Source organism: Nocardia puris (assembly GCF_003315035.1).
In the GTDB taxonomy this organism is placed as follows: Bacteria; Actinomycetota; Actinomycetes; order Mycobacteriales; family Mycobacteriaceae; genus Nocardia; species Nocardia puris.
In genome coordinates this window covers 13,888-29,987 of record NZ_QNRE01000010.1, presented here as the reverse complement: position 1 = coordinate 29,987, position 16,100 = coordinate 13,888, and the positions used below count along the sequence as shown (strand labels likewise).

General features: G+C 70.6%; 16 protein-coding genes. 11 read left to right on the top strand and 5 right to left on the bottom strand.

Annotated elements, in window-relative coordinates; all coding sequences use genetic code 11:
- Nucleotides 1-8: 8 nt before the first annotated feature.
- From DFR74_RS22745 to DFR74_RS22720, 6 genes are all read left to right on the top strand, one after another.
- Nucleotides 9-275, top strand: a complete 267-nt coding sequence (locus tag DFR74_RS22745; RefSeq protein ID WP_067511395.1) for a GlsB/YeaQ/YmgE family stress response membrane protein — start codon at nt 9-11, stop codon at nt 273-275.
- Nucleotides 276-383: 108 nt separating this feature from the next.
- On the top strand, nt 384-1,097 hold the full coding sequence (locus DFR74_RS22740; RefSeq protein ID WP_067511394.1) for a phosphatidylserine decarboxylase: 714 nt from the start codon (nt 384-386) through the stop codon (nt 1,095-1,097).
- Complete coding sequence (locus DFR74_RS22735) at nt 1,097-1,999, top strand: CDP-alcohol phosphatidyltransferase family protein (RefSeq protein ID WP_067511393.1); 903 nt, start codon at nt 1,097-1,099, stop codon at nt 1,997-1,999. The genes DFR74_RS22740 and DFR74_RS22735 overlap by 1 nt, the downstream gene beginning before the upstream one ends.
- A 77-nt stretch (nt 2,000-2,076) precedes the next feature.
- Nucleotides 2,077-2,970: an RNA polymerase sigma-70 factor gene (locus DFR74_RS22730; protein ID WP_067511392.1), complete on the top strand. Its 894-nt coding sequence runs from the start codon at nt 2,077-2,079 to the stop codon at nt 2,968-2,970.
- Between the two features lie 81 nt (nt 2,971-3,051).
- Nucleotides 3,052-4,134 (top strand): NAD(P)/FAD-dependent oxidoreductase, encoded by a 1,083-nt coding sequence (locus DFR74_RS22725; RefSeq protein WP_067511391.1) that lies wholly within the window; start codon nt 3,052-3,054, stop codon nt 4,132-4,134.
- 65 nt (nt 4,135-4,199) lie between these two features.
- Nucleotides 4,200-4,934 carry a Clp protease N-terminal domain-containing protein gene (locus tag DFR74_RS22720; protein ID WP_067511390.1) on the top strand — a complete coding sequence of 245 codons (735 nt, stop codon included), beginning with the start codon at nt 4,200-4,202 and terminating at the stop codon, nt 4,932-4,934.
- Between the two features lie 4 nt (nt 4,935-4,938).
- Here the strand turns inward: DFR74_RS22720 and DFR74_RS22715 are convergent, their stop codons facing one another.
- Nucleotides 4,939-6,996, bottom strand: coding sequence for an NAD(+) synthase (locus DFR74_RS22715; RefSeq protein WP_067511389.1), 2,058 nt, complete (start codon nt 6,994-6,996; stop codon nt 4,939-4,941).
- A gap of 57 nt (nt 6,997-7,053) precedes the next feature.
- Nucleotides 7,054-7,722: a suppressor of fused domain protein gene (locus DFR74_RS22710; protein ID WP_067511388.1), complete on the bottom strand. Its 669-nt coding sequence runs from the start codon at nt 7,720-7,722 to the stop codon at nt 7,054-7,056.
- 180 nt (nt 7,723-7,902) lie between these two features.
- On the opposite strand from DFR74_RS22710, the gene DFR74_RS22705 reads away from it, so the two are divergent.
- Nucleotides 7,903-8,205 (top strand): hypothetical protein, encoded by a 303-nt coding sequence (locus DFR74_RS22705; protein WP_067511387.1) that lies wholly within the window; start codon nt 7,903-7,905, stop codon nt 8,203-8,205.
- Between the two features lie 214 nt (nt 8,206-8,419).
- Nucleotides 8,420-10,045: a chaperonin GroEL gene (groL, locus tag DFR74_RS22700; RefSeq protein WP_067511439.1), complete on the top strand. Its 1,626-nt coding sequence runs from the start codon at nt 8,420-8,422 to the stop codon at nt 10,043-10,045.
- Nucleotides 10,046-10,232: 187 nt separating this feature from the next.
- Here groL and DFR74_RS22695 read toward each other — a convergent pair whose 3' ends face one another.
- Nucleotides 10,233-11,042: a DUF6585 family protein gene (locus tag DFR74_RS22695; protein ID WP_228788976.1), complete on the bottom strand. Its 810-nt coding sequence runs from the start codon at nt 11,040-11,042 to the stop codon at nt 10,233-10,235.
- A 192-nt stretch (nt 11,043-11,234) separates the two neighbouring features.
- Nucleotides 11,235-12,209, bottom strand: a complete 975-nt coding sequence (locus DFR74_RS22690) for an SMP-30/gluconolactonase/LRE family protein (protein ID WP_067511386.1) — start codon at nt 12,207-12,209, stop codon at nt 11,235-11,237.
- 113 nt (nt 12,210-12,322) lie between these two features.
- Between DFR74_RS22690 and DFR74_RS22685 the strand changes: the two genes are divergently transcribed.
- The 3 genes from DFR74_RS22685 to DFR74_RS22675 all read left to right on the top strand — a co-directional run bounded on the left by DFR74_RS22685 (nt 12,323) and on the right by DFR74_RS22675 (nt 14,677).
- Complete coding sequence (locus tag DFR74_RS22685) at nt 12,323-12,778, top strand: MarR family winged helix-turn-helix transcriptional regulator (RefSeq protein ID WP_228788978.1); 456 nt, start codon at nt 12,323-12,325, stop codon at nt 12,776-12,778.
- A 347-nt stretch (nt 12,779-13,125) separates the two neighbouring features.
- Entirely contained in the window at nt 13,126-13,758 is a 633-nt protein-coding gene (locus tag DFR74_RS22680; RefSeq protein ID WP_228788980.1) for a TetR/AcrR family transcriptional regulator, read from the top strand.
- Nucleotides 13,759-13,816: 58 nt separating this feature from the next.
- Nucleotides 13,817-14,677, top strand: a complete 861-nt coding sequence (locus tag DFR74_RS22675) for an alpha/beta hydrolase family protein (protein ID WP_067511436.1) — start codon at nt 13,817-13,819, stop codon at nt 14,675-14,677.
- Nucleotides 14,678-14,722: 45 nt separating this feature from the next.
- On the opposite strand, the gene DFR74_RS22670 is transcribed toward DFR74_RS22675, so the two are convergent.
- Nucleotides 14,723-16,015, bottom strand: coding sequence for a lipase family protein (locus DFR74_RS22670; RefSeq protein ID WP_067511384.1), 1,293 nt, complete (start codon nt 16,013-16,015; stop codon nt 14,723-14,725).
- Nucleotides 16,016-16,100 lie beyond the last annotated feature (85 nt).

Genomic DNA, 16,100 nt, shown 5'->3' with positions numbered 1-16,100 from the left:
AGGAATCAATGCTCGGTCTCGGGATCATCGGCTGGATCATCATCGGCGGCCTCGCCGGATGGATCGCCAGCAAGTTCATGAAAACGGATGCTCAGCAGGGGATCGTGCTGAACATCGTGGTCGGCGTGATCGGCGGCCTGCTCGGTGGCTTCCTGCTGAAGTTGCTCGGCGTGGACGTCGAGGGCGGCGGCCTGTGGTTCAGCTTCTTCACCTGCCTCGGCGGCGCTGTGATTTTGCTGTTCCTGGTCAAGCTGGTGACCGGCCGCAGGGCCTGACGGCTGACCCGCGTGCCACGGGCTCCTTTCCCGTAGTGTGTGATCGCTTACGCCGGACCTATCGTGGAGTGGCGTAACCGACCACGAACCAGCACGAAAGAGGAGCCTGTGGCACGCCGTCCCACCCCGCCCGGCACGCCCGAGACCACCGGAATCGGGCATGTCATCGATCTGGTCCGCAGCACCATTCCGCCGCTGCACCCCGCCGGGCTGCCGTTCGTCGCCGCGCCGCTGGCCGTCGCCGTGCTCGGCGGCAAACGCAAGTGGGTCCGCCGGACCGGCCTGGTCGCCGCGGCGGCCTGCGCCACCTTCTTCCGCCACCCGAACCGGGTGCCCCCGAACCGCGCCGGCGTGGTCGTCGCGCCCGCCGACGGCGAGATCGCGCTCGTCGACACCGCGGTGCCGCCCGCCGAACTCGGCCTGGGCGAGCAGCCGCTGCCCCGGGTCAGCATCTTCCTGTCCGTGCTGGACGTGCACGTGCAGCGCATCCCGTTCTCCGGCACCGTCGTCGACGTGCGCCACCAGGACGGCCAGTTCCGCTCGGCCGATCTGCCCGAGGCCAGCACGGTCAACGAGCGCACCAGCCTCGTGCTCGAACTCGCCGACGGCAGGCGCCTGGTGGTCGTCCAGATCGCCGGTCTGCTCGCCCGCCGCATCGTGTGCGACGCCGTGGTGGGCGACAAGGTCACCATCGGCGACACCTACGGGCTGATCCGCTTCGGCTCGCGCGTGGACACCTACTTCCCGGCGGGCACCGAACTGCTGGTCCAGCCGGGCCAGCGCACCATAGGCGGCGAGACCGTCCTGGCCGAGTTGTCATGATGGAAGCCGCTGTGCCCGCGCAGCGGCGCAGGCGACGCAGCGTCCGGTTGCTCCCGAGCATCGTGACGATCCTCGCGCTGTGCGCGGGACTCTCGGCGGTGAAGTTCGCCCTCGACGGCAGGCTCGACCTGACGCTGGCCATGGTCGGCGCGGCCGCGGTGCTCGACACCCTCGACGGCAGGCTGGCGCGCATGCTCGACGCCACCACCAAGATGGGCGCCGAACTGGACTCGCTGTCCGACGCGATCTCCTTCGGTGTGGCGCCCGCGCTGGTCCTCTACGTCACGCTGCTCGACGAGAACAGCGCGGGCTGGATCATCGCGCTGTTGTTCGCGGTGAGCATCGTGCTGCGGCTGGCCCGGTTCAACACCCTGCTCGACGACGACACCCGCCCGGACTGGGCGCGCGAGTACTTCGTCGGCGTGCCCGCGCCCGCGGGCGCGCTGATCGCGCTGGTGCCGATCGCGCTGTACGTGCAGTTCGGCGACGGCTGGTGGGTCGGGTTCTACGAGGTGGCGGCGTGGACGGTGTTCGCGGCGGCGCTGTGCGTGAGCACCATCCCGACGCTGGCCATGAAGTCGGTGTCGGTGGCGCCGCAGGCGGCCGCGGGCCTGCTGGTGCTGGTCGCGCTGGCGGCCGCGCTGCTGGTGACCTACCCGATCGTCCTGCTGCTCGTCCTGGTCGCGCTGTACCTGGCGCACATCCCGTTCGCCTGGCATTCGCAGCGCTGGGTCGCGGCCCGTCCGGAGACCTGGCAGCACAAGCCCGCCGAGCGCCGCGCCCAGCGGCGGGCGCAGCGGCGTCGTCCGGCGGTGCGGTCCGGTGCGCGCGGGTCCACCGCCCGGCTGCGGCTGCGCAGGCCGGGCGGTAAGCGGGAGCAATCCGACGACGTCACGAGGTAGTCGCCGTGGGCGGGTACCCTTCGCTTCGGCGGCGAGGCCGAACGGGGTGTGCCCCGGTACCGCGGAAGAGGTGAGGCGTGGAATCCGACGGATTGAGCGCGTTCCAGGCGCACCGCCCCCGGTTGTACGCGCTCGCCTACCGGATGCTCGGCTCGGCCGCCGAGGCCGAGGACGCGGTGCAGGAGACCTACCTGCGCTGGGAATCCGCCGACCGCGCCGCGATCGGCTCGGCCGAGGCGTGGCTCACCACCGTTCTCGCGAATCTGTGTCGCACCTGGCTGGTTTCGGCGCGCACCCGTCGCGAGTCCTACGTGGGCGTGTGGCTGCCCGAACCGGTGCCCACCTCGGGCGGTGAACTGGGCCCGCTGGAGACGGCCGAGGAGCGCGAACTCGTCTCGCTGGCCCTGCTGGCCGCGATGGAGCGGTTGAATCCGGTGGAGCGCGCCGTGTTCGTGCTGCGTGAGGCGTTCGGTTACGCCCACCGCGAGATCGCCGACATGCTCTCGCTCACCGAGGCCAACTCCCAGCAGACCTACCGCCGCGCGAGTCAGCGTGTGCGCGATGGCAAGTCGCGGTTCACCGTGCCGCCCGCGCAGGCCACCGCCCTCATCGAGCGTTTTCTCGAGGCCGCGCGCAACGGGGACGTCGAGAAGCTGGAGAGCGTGCTCGCCGCCGATGTCATCGCCGTGGCCGACGGCGGCGGGAAGGTCAACGCGGCGCGGCGGCCGGTGCACGGGGCCGGCAAAGTCGCGCGCTACCTGGTCGGGCTGTGGCGCTGGGCGGTGCCGGAGATGGACTTCGCGATCGAGGAGTTCAACGGCGCGCCCGGCCTGGTGGTGCGCGTCGGTGGTGCACCGCTGATCGTGATCGCCTACGAGCTGGCCGACGACGCGGTGTCGGCGCTGTACCTGGTGGTGAATCCCGACAAGCTCGCGCGGCTGGCGCGGGCCGGGGAGTCCGGGTTCGGGTGACGCGGGTCACGCCGGGGATCTGTCAGGGATCGCGGGGCTGTCCGGTCGAACTGGTGTAGGCCAATCGAGAGGAGCCACATCATGACCGGACAGCATCGGATCGTCGTGCTCGGCGCGGGTTACGCGGGGTTGTCGGCCGCGCGCCGGTTCGCGGGCAAGGGCGCCGAGGTCACCGTGGTGGACGCGCGCGCGGAGTTCGTCGAGCGGGTGCGATTGCATCAGGTGGCGGCGGGGCAGTCGGTGCGGCGCTGGGATCTCGCGGAGTTGCTGCGGGGCAAGGGGATCGGCTTCGTCCACGCCCGCGCCGAACACATCGACACCGCCGCCGGACAGGTGCGGCTGCACGACGGCGCCACGCTCGCTTACGACACGCTCGTCTACGCGCTCGGCAGCATCGCCGACACCGCAGGGGTGCCCGGTGCGGCCGAACACGCGAAATTCGTTGCCACACCGGAGGATCTGACCTGGACGGCGGGCGCGGGCCGGATCGCGGTGGTCGGCGCGGGCGCGACGGGCATCGAACTGGCCGCGGAACTGGCCGAGTCGCTGCCGGATTCGCGCGTGACGCTGTTCAGCCCCGACGAGCCGGGCGCGTGGCTCTCGCCCAAGGCCGTCGCGCACATCCGCCGCGTGCTGGAGCGTCTCGGCGTCGAGATCCGGCCGGACGCGAAGGTCACCGAGGTGCTCGCCGACGGCGTGCGGTTGGCCTCGGGGGAGGTCGTGCCCACCGACGTGACCGTCTGGACGACCGGGTTCGGCGTGCCGGATCTGGCGGCGCGCTCGGGACTCGCGGTGGACGCCGCCGGGCGCGTGCGCACCGACTCGTCGCTGCGCTCGGTCTCACACCCGAACGTGTACGCGGCCGGGGACAGCGCCGTCGTCGCGGGCCCCGGCGACCGGGAGCTGCGGATGGCCTGCGCCACCGCGCTGCCCACCGGTAAATACGCGGCCGACGCGGCCCTGGCGCGGCTGGCCGGCCGGGAGCCGCGCGGGCTCGGCTTCCGCTACGTCCTGCAATGCCTGAGCCTGGGCAGGCACGACGGACTGGTTCAGTTCGTGCGCGCCGACGACAGCCCGCGCGGCACCGTGCTGCGCGGCCGCACGGGCGCGTGGGTGAAGGAGCGGATCGTGCGCTTCGCGGCGGCGTCGGCGGGCGCGAAATAGGCGGGTTTCCGCCAAGCGTCAACCATAGGTTGACGATTCCCGGATCGTCAACCTATGGTTGACGCATGACTTCCTCCATTCGCCTCGACGACCTCATCGACGGCATTAAGAAGGCTCGCCCCGACAACGTGCTCGAGCAACTCTCCGACGCCGTGGTCGTCGGGGGCCACCTGGGCGAGGTGGCCGACCATCTCATCGGCCACTTCGTCGACCAGGCGCGCCGCGCCGGCGCGTCCTGGACCGACATCGGCGAATCCATGGGCGTTTCCAAGCAGGCCGCGCAGAAGCGGTTCGTGCCCAAGGATCCCGCCGACGCGGCCGCCATGGACCCCAACGCCGGCTTCGCCAAGTTCACCCCGCGCGCCCGCGCGGTGGTGATGGCCGCGCAGGAGTCCGCGCGCACCGCGGGCAACCAGCGGATCAGCCCGGCGCACCTGGTGCTCGGCCTGCTCGCCGAGCCGGAAGGGCTTGCGGCGCAACAGATCATCGGTACCGGACTCACCCTCGACGCGGTCCGCGAGGCCGCCACCGCCGCGATCTCGCCCGCCGAGAGCTCCGACGCCCCGGCCGGACTCGTCCCCTTCGACGCGGAGGCCAAGAAGGTCCTCGAACTCACCTTCCGCGAAGCACTTCGCCTGGGCCACAACTACATCGGCACCGAGCATGTGCTGCTGGCCCTGCTCGAGCGCGAGAACGGCGAGGGACTGCTCACCGGTCTCGGACTGGACAAGGACCGCCTGGAGGCGAATCTCCAGGAGGCGCTGGCCTCGATCCTGGCCGCGAAAACCCAGGAGGGGTGAGTCCTCAGGGCACGTTGCGTGCCAGTTCGTCCAGCCACGCGGCGGCCGACGCGTCACTCGGTGCGCGCCAGTCGCCGCGTGGCGAGAGCGAGCCGCCCGAACCGACTTTCGGCGCGTTCGGCAGCGTCGAGCGTTTGAACTGGCTGGTCTGCACGAACCGGCGCAGGAACTCCGCCAGCCAGTGCTTGATCGCGGGCAAGTCGTAGGCGTTGCGCTGGTCGGCCGGGATCAGATCCGGCCACGCCCCGCGCGCCGGGTCCGCCCACGCGTGCCGCGCCAGATACGCGATGCGGCTGGGCCGGTAGCCGAAGCGCAACAGGTAGTACAAGTGGAAATCCTGGAGCTCGTAGGGGCCCACCACGGCCTCCGAGCTCTGGCCGGGGCCCTCGCTGTCTTGATCGTCGGAGGGCACCAGCTCCGGTGAGATCTCGGTGCGCAGAATGGATTCCAGCACTTCGCTCGCCGCCGCGCCGAACCGCTCGCGCTCGGCCGCCCACGCGATGAGGTACTTGATCAGGGTCTTGGGCACCGACGCGTTCACGCTGTAGTGCGCCATGTGGTCGCCGACGCCGAATGTGCACCAGCCCAGCGCCAATTCGCTCAGATCGCCGGTGCCGACCACCAGCGCGCCGTGCTGATTGGCCAGCCGGAACAGGTGCGAGGTGCGCTCGCCCGCCTGTACGTTCTCGTAGGTCACGTCGTACTGCGGAACACCCTCGGCCGCAGGGTGATTCAGGTCGCGCAGCATCTGGGTGGCGGACGGGCGGATGTCGATCTCGTTCGCTGTCACGCCCAGCGCCGCCATGAGCCGGTGCGCGTCGGTGCGGGTGCGCGCGCTCGTCGCGAAACCCGGCATGGTGTAGGCGAGGACGTTCGTGCGCGGCAGGCCGAGGCGGTCCATCGTCCCGGCCGCCACCAGCAGCGCCTGCGTGGAATCCAGTCCGCCGGACACGCCGATCACCAGCCGCTGCAACCCGGTCGCGCGCAGCCGGGTGCTCAGGCCCTCGATCTGGATGTGGTGCACCTCCGCGCAACGCTCGTTGCGGGCGGCCGGATCGGCGGGAACGTATGGGAAGCGCGGTATTTCGCGTCGCAACTCCACCGCGCCGGAGGGGACCGGCAGGTCGACGTCCACCCGCCGCAGCGCGCTCAGCCGCTCGCGGTGGTCGTGCACGTTGTCGGCGAAGCTGGTGGTGCGGAGGCGGTCGGCGGCCAGGCGGCGCAGGTCCACATCGGCGGTCACCAGTCGCGGGTGGTCGCCGAAACGCTCACCCTCGGCGAGCAATTCGCCGTTCTCGCATACCAGCGCCTGCCCGTCCCAGGCCAAGTCGGTGGTCGACTCCCCGTGCCCGGCAGCGGAATACAGGTATGCCGCCAGGAACCGCGCCGAATGCGAGGTGCACAGCGCGCGCCGGTACTCGGCCTTGCCGATGACGATATTGCTGGCCGACAGATTCACCAGCACCGTGGCGCCCGCCAGTGCCGCGTATCCGCTGGGCGGCAACGGAACCCAGCCGTCCTCGCAGATCTCCAGGTGGAAGGTGAAGCCCTCCAGATTCGTCGCGGTGAACAGCAGATCCGCCCCGAACGGCACCCGCTGTCCCGCGATGGTCACCGTGCCCGAGAGGTTCTCCCGCGCCGCGGCGAACTGGCGCTTCTCGTAGAACTCGCGATAGTTCGGCAGGTAGCTCTTCGGCGCGGCGCCCAGCACCCGCCCGCGGCAGATCGCGATGCCGCAGTTGAACAATCGGCCCTGATCGCGCACCGGCGCGCCGACGATCAGCACGGTGTCGATGCCGGCGCTCTCGGCCACCAGCCGGGTGAGTGCCGCGTCCACGGCGTCGTCGAGGGCGTCCTGGTGGAACAGGTCGTCGCAGGAGTAGGCCGACAGGCCGAGTTCGGGGAACACCGTCAGCACCGCGCCGTCGGCGGCGGCCCGGCGCGCCAGCGCGAGCGTCTCCTCGGCGTTGTAGGCGGGATCGGCGACCCGCACCCGGGGCACGGCCACCGCGACCCGCGCGAAACCGTGCCGGTAGAGCGAATCGAACGGCGGTGTGGTCATCTCGTCCCCCTCGGGGATCTCGGGCGATCATGATCCACCGCGGAATCTACGCCTCGGTCACGGCCGCCCGCGCAGTCCGCCGCCCCATTTCGGCCAGGTGGCCTGTGGTCTGGGCTCGGCGACCAGCGACGAGCGGTCGATATCGGTGACGAACAGCGGCAGCCGCGGCGCGAGCCCGTCCAGCAGGCCGAGCAGTTTGCCGCCGAGCGCGGCGCGGTATTCGGTCATGGTCAGCCCGACGATCTGCAGGAACGCCACCCGCCCGTTGACGGTGGCGATGGTCCCCAGCTCCGGATCGGGAACGAAACCCACCGCTTGGATCGCCGAATCCGGCCGGTCCGCCGCGATCGGGCCGTTCGCCTTGATCGTGTGCCCCGGTTCGAACCACTTGCCGGACTGGAAGACGTACTTGGCGAGGTTCTGCATGAAGTTCGCGGGCCACACCGGCGGCTGCTCCGCGTCGGTGGTCAACCGGAAGGTGAACTCGAACCCCCACCCCGACACCTCGGGGTCGTCCCATTCCTTTTCACCCAGCTCGCTCATGCCGTATCCGACGTAGTGCCAGTGCGGCACCGGGTCGTCCCGCCGATACGCGCTGATCCCCTCCAGCGGGTCGGGGCCACCCAGCGACCAGGGATGCCCCACCGTCCAGTGCACCGGTGCCTGCCCGCCGTACAACTGCGCCAGGGCGCCGTCGATCGCGTCCCAGCCGGCTCCATCACTCACCCGGCCACTTTATGCCCCGTAAAGCGGTCCTTCCCGGCGTCGGTGGCCCGGTCGCCCCGCCGGACGACGGTCGCCTGCCCGGCCGGTCCTCGGAACCGGGCCGTGACGACCCGCGGGAAACCGCCGCCGTACTGGGCGCGTGACCACCGCTGCCGGGGGTTTGCCCGGTAACCTATAGCAATGGTGGATCAATCTGGTGATACGGATTCCGACCTAGTCGCGGGGGAGAGTCGCGCGGATCTGCTGCTCGCGCTGTCGTACGTGTCCACCGAGGCGGGGCCGGACGGGGAGTACATCGTCAACGGGAATCTGCCGCCGGAGGTGGCGCCACCGTTCATCCGGGCCGTCATGCGGGTGGAGGCGGAGTTGCTGTTGCACGACGCCGAGCTCGTCACCGTCGACAACGAGGAACCGCGCACCCCCGAGGAGCGGCGCACCGACGCGTTCGTCGCGCTGGTGCTGCGCATCGACGACCGGCACTGAGCGCCGCCCGGACCTTGCACTCGGCACCCCAGAGTGCTAGAAATGGCTTTGGCACTCTCGACCTGTGAGTGCCAGGTCGGGACGGTGAGACCGGGTTCCATCGACACCCTCGGTCGTCCGTCGCGGGCACCGAACCTGGCCAGCGTATATGGGGTGATCCGACCTGCGGTCGCCCCGTGTGTCAGCCATCCACATGGAGGATCTCAAAAACGCCATGGCCAAGACAATTGCGTATGACGAAGAGGCCCGCCGCGGCCTCGAGCGCGGCCTGAACAGCCTCGCCGACGCGGTCAAGGTGACGCTGGGCCCCAAGGGTCGCAACGTTGTCCTGGAGAAGAAGTGGGGCGCCCCCACGATCACCAACGATGGTGTGTCCATCGCCAAGGAGATCGAGCTGGAGGACCCGTACGAGAAGATCGGCGCCGAGCTGGTCAAGGAAGTCGCCAAGAAGACCGACGACGTCGCGGGTGACGGCACCACCACCGCCACCGTGCTCGCCCAGGCGCTGGTGCGCGAGGGCCTGCGCAACGTCGCCGCCGGCGCCAACCCGCTGGGCCTCAAGCGCGGCATCGAGAAGGCCGTCGAGGCCGTCACCGCCAAGCTGCTCGACACCGCCAAGGAGGTCGAGACCAAGGAGCAGATCGCTGCCACCGCCGGTATCTCGGCCGGCGACGCGTCCATCGGCGAGCTGATCGCCGAAGCCATGGACAAGGTCGGCAAGGAAGGCGTCATCACCGTCGAGGAGAGCAACACCTTCGGTCTCCAGCTGGAGCTCACCGAGGGCATGCGCTTCGACAAGGGCTACATCTCCGGTTACTTCGTGACCGATCCGGAGCGCCAGGAAGCCGTCCTCGAGGATCCCTACATCCTGCTGGTCGGTTCCAAGGTCTCCACCGTCAAGGACCTGCTGCCGCTGCTGGAGAAGGTCATCCAGGCCGGTAAGCCGCTGCTGATCATCGCCGAGGACGTCGAGGGCGAGGCCCTGTCGACCCTGGTCGTGAACAAGATCCGCGGCACCTTCAAGTCGGTCGCCGTCAAGGCCCCCGGCTTCGGCGACCGCCGCAAGGCGCAGCTGGCCGATATCGCCATCCTCACCGGTGGCGAGGTCATCAGCGAAGAGGTCGGCCTCTCCCTGGAGACCGCCGGCGTCGAGCTGCTGGGCCAGGCCCGCAAGGTCGTCGTCACCAAGGACGAGACCACCATCGTCGAGGGCGCGGGCGACGCGGAGGCCATCAAGGGCCGGGTCGCGCAGATCCGCACCGAGATCGAGAACTCGGACTCGGACTACGACCGGGAGAAGCTGCAGGAGCGCCTGGCCAAGCTGGCCGGCGGTGTCGCGGTGATCAAGGCGGGCGCGGCCACCGAGGTCGAGCTCAAGGAGCGCAAGCACCGCATCGAGGACGCCGTCCGCAACGCGAAGGCGGCCGTCGAGGAGGGCATCGTCGCCGGTGGTGGCGTGGCCCTGCTGCAGTCGGCGCCGGCGCTGGACGCGCTGAACCTGACCGGTGACGAGGCGACCGGCGCGAACATCGTGCGTGTCGCGCTGTCGGCTCCGCTGAAGCAGATCGCCTTCAACGCCGGCCTCGAGCCCGGCGTGGTCGCCGAGAAGGTGTCGAACCTGCCCGCGGGTTCCGGCCTGAACGCCGATTCGGGCGAGTACGAGGACCTCCTGGCCGCCGGCGTCGCCGACCCGGTCAAGGTCACCCGTTCGGCCCTGCAGAACGCGGCGTCCATCGCGGCGCTGTTCCTCACCACCGAGGCCGTCGTGGCCGACAAGCCGGAGAAGGCCGCTGCTCCCGCGGGCGACCCGACCGGTGGCATGGGCGGCATGGACTTCTGATCCCCTCGGAAGTTCGCTAGCTCTCGCTGGTAGCGAAGGCCGGTCCACTCTCGAAGTGGACCGGCCTTTGTCGCGTTCGGGGGATTGCGGTGCGGTAGCTCGGGATTGGCGCGCTGGAATCGGTTCGCGCTGTCGCGGTGGGGAATTCGCCGGGTGTGGTGCGGGAGCCGTTGTCGCCGCGGGCGATTCACGCGGTGGCGGGCAGGCGCAGGCGCTCGGCGAGTTCGTTGAAGATGTAGAAATTGGGGATGGTGGCGACGGGTGTCAGCGAGATCCAGGTGCCGTCGACCTTGATGCGGACCAGGCCGCCGCGGGCGTCGATGAGCTGGATGCGCTCCCACGGGTAGAACTGGTCGCGGTAGGTGAGCGCGTGCAGGTCCAGGCCGAGGTCGCCGAACAGCACGCTGCCGCCGCCGTCGATGGTGGCGACGGCTCGGGGGAGCTGGGTGCCGGTGACGGCGGACTGGATGGCGCGGCCCCATTCGCGCGCCTCGGCGAACTCGGTGTCGTCGAAAGCGGCCTTGACGCCGCCGGGCCCGGTGAGCTCCATGGCGTAGTCCACCCGGGCGGTGTTCTGGAAGGGGATCACCTGCTGGCGCACCTCGGCGGTGTCCCACCGGAATCCGGCCACTCGCTCACCGGAGCGGTACACCGTCATGCCGTTGTCGAACAGGTCCAGCCGCGCGGCGCGGTTGCGCCGGTTCTGCCTGCCGCGCAGCAGCGCCATGACGGCGGGCACCAGCGCGACCAGCCAGATCGCCGCCCCGCCGGCCGGGGAACCCGCGGCGGCGCTGATGATTCCGACGGCGGCGAGCCCGCCCGCGACGATCCCGCAGCCGCGCACGAACGTGTCGCTGACGGGTGCGGCCAGGAAGGTCTGGCGGTGGGCGCCGAGCTTCTCGTACTCGGCCATCAGGTGCACCAGCTGCGTCAGCGGCACCGTGCGCCGGACCTCGGTTCCGTCCGCACCGTCGTCCGGCAGGGTCGGAGTGGTCAATCGTCCCTCCATGAGGCGGTTTTCATCCGCGCGAAGCGTATGCCACCCGGCCGAATACCGCCACCCCGCCCGCAGCCGTTGTCCGCCATGTGTCCTCGCTATCGCGCCGGGCTCACCTACGGTCGCATCCGCATCCGCATCCGAGGCCGGCCCGGCGGCCGCGCATCTCGCGCGCGCCACACGCAACCCCCCTCAGATCCCGTCCACCGTCACAACGCGGAACGGTCCCGGCGTCCCCGGCCCGGCGGGCCCGCCCTTGTCGAACTGCGACGCCACCACCAGCAGCCGGTCGCCGCTGCGCACGAGTGTGGTTGGCACGTCGAGGCTTTCGTCGGTGAATCGGTCGTCGAGCCGGGCCGCGGCGGCGTCGTCGGTGAGGGTCCAGCGCGACACCGTCTCGTCCATGTTGTGCACCACCCACAGGGTGTCGCCGCGCAGGGCCAGCCCGTCGCCGTTGCGCAGGTCGCCGCCGTCCAGCGCGACGCGGCGGATCGCGGGCGCGGCCCCGGTGAGGTCGACGCGGTACAGGTGGCCCGCGATCATGTCGACCGCCAGCAGGTGCCGCCCGGACTCCGCGGCCACGATGCCGTTGAGGCTGGCCGCGCCGGCCTCGCGCGGTGCGAGTTCGGGCGTGAGGTCGAATGCCGGTGTGAGCGCGCCACTTCCGCCCTGCGCCGCGGCTTCGCGCACCTGGTCGGGGGTGACGCGGTAGAGCACGGCGCGCACGCTGTCGGTGAGGTAGGCGGTGCCGTCGGGGGTGATCGTCACGTCGTTGACGAAGCGGGGATCGTCATCCGGGACGTCGAACCGGGCCAAGGCCGTGCGACTGGTCGTGTCGTAGACGGTGACCCCTTTGGTCGAGTCGGTGACCCAGAGCCGCCCTTGCGGGTCCACGGCCAACCCGTTGGCGGTCGCTCGCCCGTCCGCGCCCGCGGGCAGGAAGACCTCGGCGCGCGGCGCGCCGGGTTCGGCCCGGTACACCGAGCCGTCCTCGTAGGACCCGACGTAGGTGACGCCGGTGTTCGGCTCCAGCGCGATGCCCTCGGGATAGACGCGGTCGCCGGGCAATTCGTACGCGGTCTGGACCCGCGCTTCCGGTTCGGCGCTGCCGCAGGCGGCGAGGACGGCCGCGAGCACGGCTACGGCGGTGAGTCGGGTGGCCGACATGGGTGACCCCTTGCGATCAATAGAACTCTGTCTTACATGTCGGCACGAATTTAGATTAGAATTCTAATGATCGTCAAGATTCGAATGAATCGGAGGGTGGATACGATGCCTCCATGACGTCCATGCCCGCCGAGGACCGCATCGGTTCGTATGTCAAACGCGCCGAACAGGCCCTCGCCACGGCAAAACACGCGGCCTTGAAACCGGCGGGCGTCACGGTCGCGCAGTACGCCGCGCTGCTGCACCTCTCGGAGAACCCCGGTATCTCGGCCGCCGCGCTGGCCCGGCTGTGCGGTGTCACCCCGCCGACCATCAACACGGTGCTGGCCAACCTCGCCGACCGCGGGCTCATCGAGCGCACGCCGCACGCCTGGCACCGCAACGTCCTGGAGACCCGCCTCACCGAGCGCGGCAACGCCGTCATGGCCGACGCCGACGCCCGCGCGATCCGCGTCGAACGCGCCGTCGCCGCCGCCTTCACCGACGCCGAGCGCGACACCCTCCTCGACCTGCTCACCCGCTGCGCCGACGCCTTCGACGCGGCCCGCCTCGCGGAGTCCGGCCGCTAGCGCCGAAAACCGACGCCGCCGGCGCTACGACCAGGCGCGACGGTGCCGGACGCAGCGGGTCGGCTTCACGCCTCGGCGGGCGCTGCCACGCTCGGAACCTCCCGTGTCGGCAAATCATCAGTGACACCGAAATGGCCGAGGACGAATCGGAGTGGTCGCGGGAACGGCTTCCTATTCGTGCTGCTGGTGCGAGTCGACACGACGGTGCTCGGCTCCGGTTCCGCGGCGTCGGGGCGGCATCGCCTTCCCCTCTGCCAACTTTCGGCTAACGCGCTGCCGGCTGAGGCGCGAGACGAAGGGCCCGATCCATGACGAGGGGATCGGGCGCTTCGGTATTGTCTGCCCCAATGTCACAGGATGCGAATACGGGACGTATGTACGCCGGGCAGCCCGTCGAGGACCGGCAGCGCCAGCGGCGTGCGCGTTTTCTGGAGTCCGGTCTGACGGTCTTCGCTCGCGACGGCTACGCCAACAGTTCGGTGGGCGCAATCTGTAAGGACGCCGGGCTCTCCTCGCGCCAGTTCTATGAGGAGTTCACCGGACGCGAATCGCTGCTGCTCGAACTGTACGAGCAGATCGATCGCGAATCGCGCGAGGCGGTCACCGCCGCCCTGGCGAAGAAGGCCGACTCCGGCGCGCTCGAGATCATCGACGCCGCCGTGCGCGCCTACGTGGAGACCATCGGCGCCGACCCGCGCAAGGCCAGGGTCGCCCTCGTCGAGGTCGTCGGCGCCGGGCCCAAGGTGGAGAAGTTCCGCCTGGAGCTGCGCCGCGTCTGGGGCGCGCTGCTGGCCAGCGCCGCCGAGGACGCCGCCATGCACGGCGAGATCCCGCCGGGCGACTACGAGATGCGGGTGCTGGCCATCATCGGCGCGGTCAACTACGTGGTCGACTCCTGGAGCGGATCGGACCCGCGCCCCCCGCTCGACGACGTCATCCGGGTGCTGAGCCGGGTGATCATGGGCGCGGTCGGCGCCTGATCCCGGCGTCCGCGACGTGCGTGGAGAGTCCGGCGCCGCGCGGGGTACGGTGCGCGGCATGCAGACAGTGCCGATCCAGGTGCCCGACGGCAGCACCATTCCGGTGCGCCTGGTCGCGGCGCGGGGCGAGCATCGCCATCCCGTGACCCCCGACGCGCCGCGTCCGGTGGTGGTGATCGTGCCCGGTCTCGGGGTGCCCGGCGCCTACTACGAACTCGTCGCCAAGCGGTTGGCCGCGCGCGGATTCGACGCCGCCATAGGCGAATTGCGCGGCAACGGCGACAGCCGCCCGCGGCCGAGCCCCACCAGCACGTACGGCTACCACGAACTCGTCTCCGTCGATTTCCCGGCGATGATGCAGGTGGTGCGCGACCGGTTCCCGGCCAGCACCCCCTACCTGCTGGGGCACAGCATGGGCGGCCAGCTCGCCGTCCTGTACGCGGCGCGCGTGCGCGGCAGGCTGGGCGGGCTGATCCTCATCGCCTCCGGCACGCCCTACTACCGCGGTTATCGCGGGTTATTCGCGCCCGGAATGCTTTTCGGCACCACGGCGGCCTCGCTGGCCGCGAGCGTCGCGGGGTTCTGGCCGGGCGACAAGATCACCGTCGGCGGGTTCGGCCCGCAGTCGAAGGTGCTCGTCTCGGACTGGGCGCGCCTGGCCCGCACCGGCCGGTTCGTCCCGGTCGGCGCGGATATCGACTACGAGGAGCGCATCGCCCGGCTGAAGCTGCCGGTGCTCTCGATCACCATCGCCGGTGACGAACTCACCCCGCGCGGCTCCGCCGAACACCTGCTGGGCAAGATGCCCGACGCCGACATCACCACCTGGCGCCAGCCCGAACGGCTCGGCCACAACGGCTGGATTCCGGACCCGGACTCCACGGTGGACCGCATCGAGAAGTGGTTGCGCGACCGCTGATTTCACGCCGCCGGGCCCGATGTGTCCGGACCCGGCGGCGCGCGATCAGCGCACCCCGGTGATCGCGGCGAACAGTCCGGCGAGATAGTCAGGCCCGAGCGTGCCGAGCGCGGGCGCGCTCAGCGGGGTCGACATCGTCCGCACGTCGCACCCGGCCGGACGGGGCCCGGCGGCGCGCTCTTTGAGCCAGGCGAAGGCGCCCGGCGCCCCGAGGCCCCAGCCGAACACGTGCGCCGACACCGCCGACGGGATCACGTCGCGCCGGTAGGTGACGGGTGTGCCCGTGCCGCAGTATCTTTCGACCAGCGCGTCGGCCGAGGCGATCGTGCTCAACTCGTCGTCCACGGCGTTGTACACGTAGAGCGGCGCGGTGGGCGCGCCGCGGCCGAGTTGGCGTTCGGCGAGCAGGCCGCGGGTGATCGGGTGCTCGACCAGGTCGGAGAGCGGCACGGTGAGCAGCGTATTCACATCGCGGAGCATGAAGTTCAGCAGGTTCTGCGGGGTGCAGCTCGCCGCCGCCAGGTCGATCAGGTGCTTGCCCTCCGGCGTGGTCGAGCGGTCGACGAGCGCGGCGAGTTCCGGTGAGTCCTGGCGCAGCGCGGCCACGCCGATCCCGACCAATCCCGCCACCGGAGAACCGTTTCCGTTGTACAGCGCGGTCGCCAGGTCGGCGACGGGTGCGCCCACCGCCATCCCGGCCACGTTCAGTTCCGGCGCGTAGGTGGGCTGGAGTTCGGCCGCCCACGCCGTCGCGATGCCGCCGCCGGAGTACCCCCAGAACAAGCTGGGGATATCGGCGGGCAGCCCGAGCGCGGTGAAGTTCCGCACCGCGCGCACGCCGTCGAGCGCGACGTACCCCGGTTCCCTCGGCGTGAGGAAACGGTTCTGCACACCACCGAGATCCGGGGCCGACACCACCCATCCCTGTTGCAGCCCGGCCGCGATCATCGGCGCTTCGTTCGCGGTGGTGGACAGGGTGACCGGCCCGCCGAACTTTGCCGGGTCCAGCCACCCCGAGCCGGTGCGCAGGGTGCGCGAGGGCATGCAATCGGGCGCGATGGCGTCGATCATGCTGTTGAACGACAGGATCGCGGTCGGCGCGCCGGGCCCGGCCAGGGCGGTGGTGACCGCGGCGTACGGATTGCCCTCGGAATCGGTGGTGCGGTAGAGCAATTGCCACGCGCGCACCTGCATCGGCACCAATTGCAGTGCGCTGGACTGGATCTCGCGCACCCGCAGGATGGTGCCCGGCGGCACCTGCGCCAGCGTCGAGGGTGGCATGTAGAAGGGGTCGGTCGTATCGGGGATCGCCGAGGCGGTGGGCGCGCCGGTCGTCATCGAGACGCCGAGGGCGACGGCGGCGGCGGTGATGTATCCGAGGAATCGCCGGTACGGAGATCGGTGCGTCCCCCTGGCGGATCCA